The following is a 13,449-nucleotide window of genomic DNA, read 5'->3' on the forward strand; positions in this document are numbered from 1 at the left end:
ATAGCACGGACAAGCCCGTTTCCTCGCCTATGCTCGAACTCGACCACGTCTGGTCCAAAATGCTCGACGAAGCAGCTTTCAAAGCTTCGAACGCCGGTCGTCAGGACATCGTCGACTACCTGCGGCTGAAGGCAACGAACGATGCGATCAGAAAAGCAGGCGTTTCGTGGCTCTTCGACACCGTGATCGAGATCGCGTCTGACGCCCTGCGAGACCGCCGCAATATCACTATCGAACGCGAAGAGCCGCACAATTTTGCCCGCGGAAATTCCAATATGGTCGGCTCGCTCCTCGAAATTCGTCAAGGAGTGAGATGTCTCTCGGTCGCAGCAGGTTGGGCGCGAACGCCGTCGGATGGAATTATGCTCAGCGGTGCGCTTGCCTTCGCACGGATCTCTCATTTCGGAATGCCGAAATTCGGGGCCGAAATTCGTCTGGTCCATGGCGATTCGCTGCCGCAATGGCTCGGCGAAGATGATTCGATCATTGAAAGCAGCGAGATCAGCCGTCACTTCGAGATTTTTCTCGGTTCGTAAACTTCGCCTTTGTTATCGGCAAAATGTGCGGTAATATTGAAAGTTAGTTTCGAAATACGGGAGTAAAGCATACAACGTGATAGCAGAACTTGATAAACTGATAGAGTTACAGACCACAGATACAAATCTCAGAAAACTAAAGAAATCCCTAGAGACAGCTATACAAAGGCGTGCCGAGATCGAACAAGAGTTTGAACAGCACGCCTTTTCTATTCGCGAGATACAGAACCGACGCGATACGCTGCAGGCAAAGCGGGCAGATCTGGAAAAGCAGATCGCCGAAAATAAAACCTATCTCGAACGTGCCGACCGCAATCTAAAGCACGCCCAGAATCAGAAAGAATACGAGACCGCGATGCGCGAGACCGACGCTCTGCAAAAGCAGATCACGGCCTTTGAAACGACCATCGTCGAGATCCTCGAAGAGGTCGAAGGCGTCGAAAAGGAACTCGAGGAACGTGCCGAAGAGATCAGTACGCTCGACACAAAACGCGACGCCGCCCTCGCCGAATTTGATAAGTCGATGTCGGCGGATAAGAAAGAGTTCGACAAGGAAACGACTCATCGCGCGGCCGCCTTTGCAACGCTTCCGGCACGCCTCGCGTCGATCTACGACCGCCTATCACAACGCAGCCGCGACGGCATCGCCGTTGCCGAGGTCGTAAACGGCTCATGCAGCGCATGCAACATCCAGCTCCGCCCGCAGGTCCAGCTCAACGTCAAAAAAGGCGACGAGATCATCACCTGCGAAAACTGCACCCGCATCATGTACATCGCCCCCAAAGGCGAAGCGGCAGCATAAAGACCGTCTGCAACCGCGGATCCGCATGCAGCTCCGGAGGAGCGACATGTTTGTAGAGATCGCAAACGAAATTAACTGAGCTCCGTAGGAGCGGCATATTCCTGTCCTAAGAGAATCGATGCCGCTCCTACGGAGCTTCGTTCATTTTCTATAGCCTTTTTCTACAAACATTTAGCTCCTACGGAGCCGCCGTTACAAGATGCACATTCTATAACGCGATTTTTCTCCAAATGTATCGAGCACTACATACCGCCAAGCTGCCCTGAAATACAATCAGATCAGTTCAACAGAAAGCAGTTTTATCGAGGCTTTTATGAAAAGAATTTGTAGGGAATCAGAGCCGATGTGCGAGACCTCGGAACCGGGCGAGCGGCTGATAGAGCGTGAAGACATCTTGCCGATCTCGCTCAACATCGGCCGACGGATATTAGAGATTTTTGGCTACCAAAGCATCGCGAACATCGTCTTTCGCCTCAGATCGACACGGCGCGAAATAGACGATGTCGTCAACGGCGAAACCCTGCCAACCGCCGAACTGCTCCTCGGAATAAAAAAAGCCACCGGAGCCTCGATCGACTGGATCCTGACCGGCGAAGGCCCCAAATTCATCACACCAACGGCCCGCCCATCCGCCGAGTCGCGCCCAGAACAAAACCTCGCACTCGCGGTCATCGCCACCCACCGCGACCGGGATTCTTCATTGATCTCAACCGATCCGCGTTTTGTCAACGGCCACACCGCCTCCTCGCAGCAAACAGCCACGCGGCTTTAGGGCGTGGTCTGGGTTTGCGGCCTGACCTCCAGCCCGTTTCAACGGCTTATCCGAGTGGCGTAAGTCGCCCAAATGTAAGGACGTCAACCTTCTTTTTCTCTGAGAAAAAGAACCTTTTCTGCGAACGCTTTTACCCAGCCTGAGATATCTACTTCAGAAGCCGAATTTCCCACCTGGATGCTTTCGGGTAGTAAGGTCGCCGGTGGCGATGTCACTCGAGACCCACAAAATCTATATTTGAAAGATTGTCCGAGATCACCATGACCCGCGGGGAAAATCGGTACCGTTTCGAGGAGACGGTGATCGTGTAACTCACGCCCGCCGCGACGTTGGTGAATGAATACAATCCAAAGGAACTCGTGGTTGCTGTCCGCCTCACACCCAGCGGATCGATCATAGACACGGTTGCGTTCCGAAGCCCCAGCCCGGTCGGCGTGGTCACTCGACCGCCCACCGTGACAGGCGACGCTCCCGGACCATTGACCGCAGGCGTAAATTCGGATGAGTTCCCGTCTGCGTCGGTCGCAGTAGCCGTCAATCTGTCGCCGGCTACGATTCCTAGAGCGGCTGCGTTCCCCAGATTCTTCTGCCGGATGCCTGGCGTGCCGTTAGTGTAGTCGCTAAGAAGGTAGTGATCCGACCCTAGGAAGTTTTGCCCCGCACCAGTCGCGTCCGCCTCAAAAAACTCAACATATATCCCCGACCCGCCATACGTTGAATGCTGCGGAGCCGAATCGACCTGATAACTCACGATCAGATCACCACCGACGAGCGCCAGCGTCATCGTCGGATAATTCTGCAGCTTGTTCGGCCCGATATCCGCATCCGCCGGATCATTCGGCGTAAACCCATTTTCGCCTATGTCGATGCCCGCGAGCACGTTACCAAAGATACGGTTCGGGTCGATGATGTTGTTATTTCCGGCGTCGTTGGTAAGAGAAATACCGTTCGAGCCATTGAATGCGATAGTATTCCCCGCATTCTGCTCGGGCCCGCCGATGATCGTTCCCGATACTGATACGCCCACGCGAATTCCACGTTCCGTGTTACCGAGTGCAGTTTGGCCATCTCCCTTGGTACCAATGTAGTTTCCAGAGATTCGGTTCAAGTTCGCACCATTTACGAGCGATATCCCATTGCGCCCGTTTCCGGAGATAGTGTTCCGGGCCGCGGGCATGTCTGCACCGAAACCGCCGATCAGAGTCCGCGTTGCAGTCGACAACACAATGCCGTCCTGACCGTTCGGAATTGCTGCGGTTCCGCTTATGTTGGTGCCGATGAAATTGCCTTGGATCTTGTTGTCGGTTGGAGGTACAGCACCTTGAGATTCTCCGAGCTGCAGGAAGATTCCCGTCTGTGCATTCCCCGAGATCACATTGCTAGCACCGGCACTCGTCCCGCCGATTACATTGTTTTGGGATCCGTTCGCGATGATAATCCCAGCTATTTGACCGCCCAGTCCCGCCGTTCCGGCACGATTTGTCCCAACCGTATTTCCCCGCAATGTATTATTATTCGCGAGAATTGTCGGCCTCTCGGGATCTCGAGCTATTGCGATCCCGCCCTCGTTGGCTGAGACGGTATTATTTGAGATCGTGTTGTTCGAGCTTAAGACCAGCATTCCTCCGTCGCCGTTCCCATTTGCAGCATCACCCACAGCATTTGTTCCGATTCGATTGTTCTCAATTGTGTTTTGGTTATCCTGAATCTGAAGCCCGACCAATGTGTTGCCAGATATTACATTGTTGGTTAGTGTGTTCTGCCGACCATCCACGATCACTCCATTGCGATTCGGAAACTGTGCCGTACCCGCGGTGTCGGTGCCGATCCAGTTGTTGTGGATGATATTTGAAGTCGGTATGTCGTCTTCAGAGTCAATCCGATTGATCAATACTCCTTCCTCGGTGTTGCCGGAGATAATATTGTTCCTAACCTCGGTTCCGGAACCTGCAAGCCTGATACCCGTTTTGTTTGGCTTTATCACAGTCGCTGATGCAAGACCGACGAAGTTTCCTTCGATTTTGGTCCGTTGAGCACCTTTGAGCACCAGCAGCCCGACATAAGAACAGTCAAGCACAACATTCCGAAAGCTGCCCTGCCCGTTACCTATTTTAGAGTCGTTTGCCGTGCCCACCATTACTCCAATGCTGTCCTCCTCTGCGAATTCCGGGTCACTCACTACGAATACGTTTCCGAATACCTTATTGTCGGAACCGGCACCACCAGCAACTGCGGTTGGCCGCTCTCCATCAAATATTCGCGCTTGACCTGCCCATTTTGGAAGTGTCCGTCGCACATCAGCTTCGATATCCAAGAGCACTCCAAACTTCGTTGTGTCGATCTGGTTGCCTTCGACGTTCGTTGCAGAAACAATTTCGCCCCCGATCCGATTGCGGGAAGAATTTAGAACGAGCACACCGACTTCTGAGAACGCCAGTACGTTTCCCGTGACCACATTGTCGTTCGACCCTCGATTTATCTCAATTGCGGCAAGCGCAGCAGCTATCTTATTTTGGTCTGGTTCGCCATTCCCGCCAATGGTGTTTCCCGAGGCACCATCAGTTATAAGTACTCCAGCTTCTGCGGACGTTTCCACTTCGTCGTTCCCATTAGAGCCGATCACATTTTTCCTAACGAAGTTGCCGGTCGCCCCCGCGCCTTCGATCCGTATCTCGCTCTCCTCATTAAAGACTAGCAAGTTACCACTATCGGTATCACCTATTTTGTTACCGCTGCCCCTAACGGTGACTCCCACTGCCTGAGTCTGGCCCGAGGTCAGGCCGGTCGAATCCGTTCCAATATGCGATTTCTTGATCGTATTGTTATTTGAAACCAGTAGAATGCCGCGTTCACTAAAACCCAAGATGCTTACGCCGAGTAGCGAGGATGCATCGCTTCCGGGAGCAAACTCTAGGCCGGTCGGAGTCGAAAGTGCCCCTCTTACCTCGACCACGGGCCGAGTATTGTATCCGGGCTGAGTCGTACCGTCAATTGTGACCTTCTCTGTGATCGGCGGTAAGACGCTCGCCGGAGAGATCGTCTGAACTCCGCCGCCGGGGATGTTGAACAATATCTCATCCGGCCCGTCCTTCGCATTCGCCGTCTGTATGGCTGCGCGCAGGCTACATTGATTTCCCGACTGGGCCATGTCGACATCGCACACGTCATCTTCGAGGTCTAGGTCGGGCTGATCGGTCGTAATATTCACTTCAATGTCATCGTCGCACGGAGGAGACGATGGGGGCGGCGCTACCGTGGTGCGGTCTATGGCCCAAGCCGACCCTTCATTTGTTTGATTATTCGAGCCAAAGTCGTCATATGTTGCACCTACGAAGATCACGTCACTCGAAATAGCCACGCTGTAGCCGAAAAAATCACTAGGTTGGCCGTCTGGCGCAGTGATCGTAGTGTCGCGCGTCCAGGTCGTGCCGCTTCGCACAAAGACCTCTGCGCCGCCCGCTAGAGTGCCTCCCTGGAAGGTTCCATTGTGTGCTCCGATTATCGCCGTATTGCCTAAAATTCCTACGCTTCGGCCGAAATTAAGACGATGGACAGCTCCTGTCAGCTTTGCCTGCTCGGTCCAGGTCGTCCCGTCGGATACATAAATGTATGCCGATCCTGTTTGTGTTTGGTTCGTGCCAAGTTGGTCCGTCTCGGCACCGATGATCACCGTATTCCCTGAGATCGCGACGCTGCCGCCGAAATCTATGTTGGCTGAGCCATCGCTTGGGATCAGTCGTTGTTGCTGGGTCCAGGTCGTACCGCAGCGAACATAAATATACGCCGCCTCCTGCCTTGTCCCGGCAGTGTTAGGATTACCAATCACGACCGTATTACCTGATATTGCTACTCTCGATGTAAAAGTCTCGTCGCCCCCTGTGATGAGCGTGGCCTGGATCGTCCATGTCGTCCCCTCGCGGACAAAAACATGAACGAAGTCACGGTGGGGAGAAGATTGGAGGAAGCCGAATGCAGTGACAAGAACCGTATCGCCGGAGATCGCCACGCTGAAACCGATATCGCCATTAAACACCAACGGGGTATCAGCGTTCGTAAATCTCTTCTGGAGCGCCCAGGTGGTGCCGGTTCGGACAAAAACGTATGCTGCACCTGAGTAAGATTCAGGCACATCGTGGTAAGGGGCCGCGACGACCACCGTATCACCGGAAATACCTACGGTGTCGCCAAAGGCATTTCCATTGCCCGGAGAACTATCAGGAGCGGTTAATTTCTGCTGGAAACTCCACGATGCCCCGTTGCGAACAAATATGTAGGCTGCTCCCGGAATACTGCCGCCACTGCCCTCAGGAAGGTTCGTTGCTCCGATGATCGCTGTATTGCCGGAGATCGCCACGCTCGAGCCGAAGAACCCACCCGCTATGCCGTCATTCGGCGTGAGCTTTACCATGGCCTCGGGGTTGTCCCGTAGATCGTCGGCCGCGATCGACTTGAAAGCGTTCGCAAGCGAGTCGTAGCTAGATTTTTTTTCTAGATATTCAACGGCCGAGTCGCCCTTCAGCGACGGCATATCTCGGTCGATCTTTTGCATCGCCGCAGTCTGCGTATGATGAGCCAGCGACAGACCGAGGGCGAAGATCACCGCAACGCCTATGAGAACGAGTGTCTTTGCTGGCAAATAGCTGCGACTTTGTTTACGTTTTCGGGTGGCGGTTCGATTCGTCATTGGGCCTCCGGCACAGAGTTTGATTCTTATCGCTTCAAGAGTATATGCGTGAAACGTTGGTCAATTCAGCCAGATAAATTGACAAAATTCGGGGGTCAGGCCTGCAATATTGCAATTCTCGCCGGGCTAACCGCTCGGTTAAACGATATCAAGCTCGGGCAAACGCCGCTTTACGCCATCGTATATAGCCGATCTAAAGTGTTCGTCGGTTAAGAACCGGATCATTTCTTCCAGTCTGGAGAAAAGCCATTCTTGCGGGCTAGAAGCACTTCACGGGTTAAACGCGGCGGAAAATCCTTTAGATTTTCCAGCCGTTTCTTTTCAAACTCGCGATCCTGTTCCACGAGATACGCATCGACCTTTGCTTTGTTGTGGAGGTAATATGCAATTGCGGAATGGACCTCGGCAAGTGAGAGCGTGTCGAAATTGCGCTGAATCTCAGCGGCATCCTCGCCTTGGTTGAAGGCGTAGACTACGGAGTCCAGCGGGACATGCGTTCGTCCGACGCGAAGAACGCCATACGAGTCTTTTCTGACGGGTTTTGGAATTGTGCCCACTACTATTTCCATTACGTTTTCGATATTATCACATGATTTTTACGGTTGGAACAGGAAAAAGCTTCGTTCATTTCGAGACGAAGCTATGAGATCTTCGGTCTATTGCAAAACCTTTCCAATGCTTACACCAGTCGCTCTACGCGGGCCGCACCGGTTGTAGGCTGAAGTGAAGCCGCCAAATATTTCCATGATTTTCCATCTTATCCCCATCTTGGTGCCCATAGAGAGAAATTCGGCGGTCAGCGGCGATCCATCAAATTTGGCGGTGATGCGACCCGGAAACTGTCATTTTTGTGGTCAAAAAAACGTTTGACCAATCCCGGAAATAACTCTACCAATCTCACGGTTTTCCTGTACCAAAGTGGCCAAAGTGCTCTACCAAAGTCAGTAAAAATGGGAGCATCGCTTCGTTTTGGGGAATTTTGGGAAAATTTAGCGTTGAACGAAAAATTCGCGCAAAAAAGCGGACGCAAAATGGATGCGTCCGCTCTTTAAAATTGACTTCGACGGTCTAGATGAACGCGAAATCGAACTGGGCCTGATGGATCGATTTGTCCGAGGCGATGTCGATGTGGCCAAGGTAGGCTTCGATCTCGTCGAGGACCTCACGTTCGGTGCTGCGGAAGGCCTTGGCCACGTCCGGATGGACCCGGAGAGTCGTATGACGGACGTCCTCGACGCTCTTGGTCAGGCGACGGGCTTCGGCCAGGATCTCGTAGCAGACGGTGATCGGCGATTTGACCCAACCGGCACCTTCGCAGTAATCGCAAGGCGTGCACATCGTGCGTTCGAGCGACTGTTTGACGCGCTTGCGGGTCATGATGATCAGCCCGAAGTCGTTGAAAGACAACACTTTGGTCGGGCTGCGGTCGGTCGACAGAGCTTCCTGCAAAGCCTGTGAAACCTTGTGCCGATTGCGGCGGTCTTCCATATCGATCAGGTCCAAAACGATGATCCCACCAAGGTCTCGAAGCCTGATCTGACGGGCAATTTCATCGACCGCTTCCATGTTGGTGCGGGTGATCGTGTCTTCGAGCCGGGCATTGCCCTTGCCGACGAATTTGCCGGTATTGACGTCGATCGCAACGAGAGCTTCGGTCTGATTGATGACGAGATAGCCGCCGGATTTCAACCAAACACGGGGTTTAAGGGCCTTGTCGATCTCTTCCTGAACCCCGTAATAATCGAGGATCGGTTCATCACGGGTGTAGAGTTTGATCCGGTTGACCATCCGCGGCTGGATCAGATTTATGAACTCGACGGTGCGGAGATATTCCTCTTCGCTATCCACGCGGATCGCCGTGAAATCGTCAGCAAGCTGGTCGCGAAGGATCCGCTGAACGAGGTCGAGATCCTGATGGATCAGTGCCGGCGAGCGTTTCTTTTCGGAGCCTTTTTTCGACTCAGCCCACATGCGGGCTAGGTATTTGGCGTCGTTCCTGAGATCTTCTTCTGCCACTCCAATACCCGCCGTGCGAACAATAAAGCCGCCCGAAGGGATCTCAGCGTCCTGGCGAATACGCTGGATCAACGTGCGAAGACGGCTGCGTTCCGCGGCGGATTCGATCTTTCGCGACACACCCAAATGCTCAATTGTCGGCATATAAACGAGATATCGGCCCGGCAGTGCTATGTGCGAAGTGATGCGTGCACCCTTTTTAGCGATCGGCTCTTTTGCGATCTGCACAAGGATCTCCTGGCCTTCGCGAAGCAGATCTGAGATCGTCGGCTGAGGCGGGCGTCCGCCTCGGTCACTGCGGTCATTACGGTCAAATCGTTTGCCGTCGTTGCCCTGGCGATCATTGCTTGGACGGTCGTTGCTCGGCCTATCGCTTGTTGGACGATCGCCGCTTGGGCGGTCATTAGCCGGTCGATCACCGGTAGGACGGTCATTTCTTCCTCTACCACCGCGCCTGTTCCGATCGCGGTCATTTCGTCCACGTGGGCGATCGTCGGACGATGAAGATTGGTCTTCGCCGGATTCTGGTTGTGGTTCTCCGAGAGCGGATTCTTCCTTTGGGACACTAATGATCGGCTCTGATTCTTCCAGTACCGCGACGTTGCCATTGACCTCATCATCACCGGACTCGGTGCTGTCGAGGCTCTCCTCTGACCCGTCCTCAGCCTTGGATTTACCACCGCGACGACGGCCTCGGCCACCCCTTCGAACCGCCATTTCGGCAGTATCGCTGGATTCTTTTACGCTGGCTTCGGCATCTTCGAGGCCGTCGTCCTTAGACTTTTTAGCCTTTGATGTCTTGGAGAATTTTCCTTTCGCAGGTGCCCGTTTGGCCGGTGTTTTTTTCTTTGGAGCCGGACTTTCCGACGGGTCTTCAGTTGCAGTTTTTGTCTTGCGACGGCCTTTGGTCGGGGCCGTGGGGGGAGTGTCCTCGTCCTCATCGGCGATGCGTTCGAAGCCACCCGCATTACCTCCGACTTCACCTAAAAGCGAGCCAACTGCAGCTTCTGCAGTCGTTTCCATGTCGAACTCCACCGCTCGGACGCGGTTGACGATGGCTTCCTGGACGTAGGCATCCTTGAACATCTCGCCCGTATCGCTATCGTCGCTAATGCGTTCGAAGCCCGAATTATCGAACTCGATCTCAAAGACCGGCTCGGGCTGAGCTTCCTGAGCGGGCTCCGAAACTGGCTCTTCCTTACGTCCTCGACCGCGGCCGCCACGCGAGCGTTTGCTTTTTTCGGGGCGGTCCTCGACGAATGGACGGGTCTCTTCTTCGCGGGGCTCTTCGACTGGAGTATCTTCAACTATTGCTTCAGTTTCGGCCATTGGCTCGGCGAGCTCTTGGGTCGAGTCCATCTGTTTTTCACGCTCAATTCTGGAGCGTTCGATCTGTTCGTTGGCCTCTCGTTTCGCGTCTTCCGGGGAACCCTTGCGGCCTTTTTCCATTACCACGCGTTCGATCTCTTCCTCTTCGTCAAAGAAATCAGAGACATACAAAAACGCATCGCGCTCGAGTCCTATGTCCACAAAGGCCGACTGCATCCCCGGCAGTACGCGCATTACGCGGCCCTTGTAAACATTACCTACGACGCCGGAATTCTCCTCGCCGCGTTCTATATAAAATTCGGTGACCTTACCATTATCCAGAATGGCGATCTTTTTTTCCCGGCCGTTGACCGAGACTATCATTTCTTTTGACATGCAAATATTTCCTCAAAAATTGGGTTTTCTATTGCCCGTTTTGCGAGGACGAAGAGTGCGTCAGAATTGTGGAACTTAGGTAGAATTCTAGGCCGTAGCTCGAGGGTGAACGAGGGGTGCGAGTTTGGTTTTATAGCTTGATTTTGGAGTTTTCCAAAAGGACAAGTATTGAATTTTGATCACGCTGGAATCTCGTTTTTAGCGAAAAGCTCTAGCTTTTTCGCCCTCGGGGAGCACCAATATTTCCCGTGGGAAATTGTGCTTCAGACCCAATAATTTCTTTATCTCGTTAGACCTAAGTCCGTTGAAAAAATCTTCTGACGTTTGCTCTTTCCCCGCAAGTGTTAAACGCTAACGGTGCAAACCGGAGGTAGTATAAACGAATCAAATCGTTAAGTAAATATAAAAAGCCCAAGTTGATGATCTCGCACTACATGTTCGGCTGGAAGGCCGCTTCCGATTCGGCGCACGATCCGAAACCGCGTTACAATAAAGACAATCGAATATGGAGATCTATTTTGAGTTGATTCGCGATGGGGCGGCTTTGGCGCGCGCTTGTGGGGAGCTGGCGGGGAAGGCGTTTTTGGGGTTTGATGTGGAGACGACTGAACTGGATCCGTATCGCGGGGATGTGCGGCTGGTGCAGTTGAGCGATGGGGCTAATACTAAGGTCATTGATCTGAAGGAGTTTGCGGGTGGTGAGTGGGGCTCGAGCAGTGGCAGTCGCAGCGGCAGCAGCACCAGTGTGCTGAGGGCGAATCCGGAGTTGGCTCCTTTGCGCGAACTGCTTTCTTCCACCAAATCGGTGAAGATCGCGCATAATGCGAAGTTTGATACTAAGTGGGTGCGGCATCATCTTGGGTGTGAGGTCGGGGCGGTTTATGACACTTATTTGGCGAGCGTTTTGATCTCGGCGGGTGAGGGTGAGCGGCGGCACGGGCTGGCGGATCTGGTGCAGTTTTTCCTGGGGCGGACGCTCGACAAATCCGAGCAGGTGAGCGATTGGGGAGCGGAAACGCTGTCGCAGTCGCAGATCGAGTACGCGGCGAAGGACGCGGCGATCATGACGGAGCTGCGGGAAAAGGTGCACGAGCGCATCGTCGCGGATGAGCTGGAACAAGTTTTGGCGCTTGAGAATGCGTGTGTAATGCCGATCGCCGAGATGGAGCTGAACGGGTTTTACATCGACAAAGGGCGTTCGCGTGAGCAGCTCGAAAAGGTGACGAAGGTTCAGGTCAAGGCGGCTGAGGAACTGCAGTTTATGCTGTCGGCTGGTGTCGCTCAGGCTTCGTTGTTCGGGGCTCCGACGATCAATCTGGATTCGCAGGCTCAGGTCACTGACGCTCTCGTCGGGCTGGGAATTCCGATGCCGAATTCGACGCGGGCGTGGGAGCTGCAGCCTCTGGCAGAGGAGTATCCGGTGGTCGCGAAGCTTTTGGAATATCGCGGCGTCGCGAAATCGATATCGAGTTTTGGTGAGAATATTTTGGAATTCATCGAGCCGGCGACGGGCAGAATTCACGCGGATTTCAGGCAGATCGGTGCTCCGACAGGGCGATTTGCTTGCTCGAAACCAAACTTGCAGCAGATACCGCACGAGCCGGAATATCGGCGGTGCTTTCGCGCTCCGGACGGGAAAATGCTGGTGATCGCGGATTATTCGCAGATCGAGTTGCGGATCCTCGCGGATTTTTCAGAGGACAGGAATTTTATAGAGGCGTTCGAATCGGGCCAGGATTTTCACTCGGCGACAGCGGCTCAGGTGTTTGGGATCGATGCGAAAGATGTGACGCCGGATCAGCGTTCGTTTGCAAAGCGGTTGAATTTTGGCGTGGTTTATGGGCTCGGGGCGTCGCGGTTTGCGCAGATGGCGGGCTTGTCGCTTTCGGAGGGCGAGAGCACGCTGCGGAAGTATTTTGCGACGTACCCGAAGATGGACGAGTGGCTGCGAAACCAGTCGAAGAGCGTGCTGACCGAGCGTTCGGCACGGACGAAGTCGGGGCGTTTGGCAAGGATCAGCTTCGACGCGAACGACCGTTCGTCGGTCGGAGCGGCTCAGCGTTACGCTAAAAACATGCCGATCCAAGGGACGTCCGCGGACATCCTGAAGCGGGCGTTACGGCTGCTGCATGATGATCTGCGGGGCACCTCGGGCAAGCTTGTGAACATCGTCCACGACGAGATCATCGTCGAATGCGACAAAGCCGAGGCTGATGAAACGGTTAAGAAACTCGCTTCCGCGATGTTAACCGCCGGGCAGGAATTCGTTGGCAAGGTGCCGATCAAGGTCGATATTCACACTGCGGATGAGTGGTCTAAATAGAACAAGTTTCTCCGCGTGGAGCGTTCACTAACAGTATGAAAACTAAGCTGACTATCATCGCTTTTCTGCTTTTGCTCTCCGCCGGCATTTCAGCTCAGTCTGTCGATAAAACGGTTGAATCTATTCGCAGCCGTTACCAAGTCATCGCCGAGAAAGCCCGCGGCTGTGAGACCGACGGAGAGCTCGGACAATATGGCGACCTCGTAATGAACACGCTCACGATCAACAGCCGTAACCATCAATGGCGGGCCGTTGGCATTCATCAATTGACCTACAAATTCTTTTACGCCGGCGGCGACAGTGAGAAACATCTGTATCCCGACAGGCTCGTTTTCGTCAAAACCGAGCGGCGGGAATCGAACCGAAATTACAGCGAGGAATTTTTTTACTCCGACGCGGGCGTTTTGATGTTCTATTTTCAAAAGGCGGAAAACGACGATCAGGTGCCGGCGGAGCGGCGGGTTTATTTTTCGGGTTCGAAGGCTGTTCGCGTGATCGAGGATGGCAAGCTTCGTGATCGGCTTACGGCGAATGATCTGAAAACCGTTCGAGATGTGACGGCGTCGAATGCCAGCATCAAAGATCTGTTTATCAGGTCGATCAAGCTCTAAT

At 53.7% G+C, this 13,449-nt stretch carries 8 protein-coding genes; 5 read left to right on the plus strand and 3 right to left on the minus strand.

All coding sequences use genetic code 11. The features are described 5' to 3' along the window. The first annotated feature begins 29 nt into the window (after positions 1-29). The 3 genes from IPG22_12045 to IPG22_12055 all read left to right on the plus strand — a co-directional run bounded on the left by IPG22_12045 (position 30) and on the right by IPG22_12055 (position 2,110). Positions 30-536: a hypothetical protein gene (locus tag IPG22_12045; protein ID MBK6589016.1), complete on the plus strand. Its 507-nt coding sequence runs from the start codon at positions 30-32 to the stop codon at positions 534-536. Between the two features lie 76 nt (positions 537-612). Further along, positions 613-1,338: a hypothetical protein gene (locus tag IPG22_12050; GenBank protein ID MBK6589017.1), complete on the plus strand. Its 726-nt coding sequence runs from the start codon at positions 613-615 to the stop codon at positions 1,336-1,338. A gap of 313 nt (positions 1,339-1,651) precedes the next feature. Further along, positions 1,652-2,110, plus strand: coding sequence for a hypothetical protein (locus IPG22_12055; GenBank protein MBK6589018.1), 459 nt, complete (start codon positions 1,652-1,654; stop codon positions 2,108-2,110). Positions 2,111-2,321: 211 nt separating this feature from the next. On the opposite strand, the gene IPG22_12060 is transcribed toward IPG22_12055, so the two are convergent. The 3 genes from IPG22_12060 to IPG22_12070 form a co-directional block, all read right to left on the minus strand. Next, positions 2,322-6,794: a right-handed parallel beta-helix repeat-containing protein gene (locus tag IPG22_12060; protein ID MBK6589019.1), complete on the minus strand. Its 4,473-nt coding sequence runs from the start codon at positions 6,792-6,794 to the stop codon at positions 2,322-2,324. Between the two features lie 221 nt (positions 6,795-7,015). Beyond that, complete coding sequence (locus tag IPG22_12065; protein MBK6589020.1) at positions 7,016-7,363, minus strand: DUF433 domain-containing protein; 348 nt, start codon at positions 7,361-7,363, stop codon at positions 7,016-7,018. 499 nt (positions 7,364-7,862) lie between these two features. Beyond that, positions 7,863-10,373, minus strand: coding sequence for an Rne/Rng family ribonuclease (locus IPG22_12070; GenBank protein MBK6589021.1), 2,511 nt, complete (start codon positions 10,371-10,373; stop codon positions 7,863-7,865). 646 nt (positions 10,374-11,019) lie between these two features. Here IPG22_12070 and IPG22_12075 point away from each other — a divergent pair. Together IPG22_12075 and IPG22_12080 are read left to right on the plus strand one after the other, a co-directional pair. After that, positions 11,020-12,837: a hypothetical protein gene (locus tag IPG22_12075; GenBank protein ID MBK6589022.1), complete on the plus strand. Its 1,818-nt coding sequence runs from the start codon at positions 11,020-11,022 to the stop codon at positions 12,835-12,837. Between the two features lie 35 nt (positions 12,838-12,872). Continuing rightward, entirely contained in the window at positions 12,873-13,448 is a 576-nt protein-coding gene (locus IPG22_12080) for a hypothetical protein (GenBank protein MBK6589023.1), read from the plus strand. The last annotated feature ends 1 nt before the right edge of the window (position 13,449 follow it).

Source organism: Acidobacteriota bacterium, assembly GCA_016703965.1.
Classification (GTDB): Bacteria; Acidobacteriota; Blastocatellia; order Pyrinomonadales; family Pyrinomonadaceae; genus OLB17.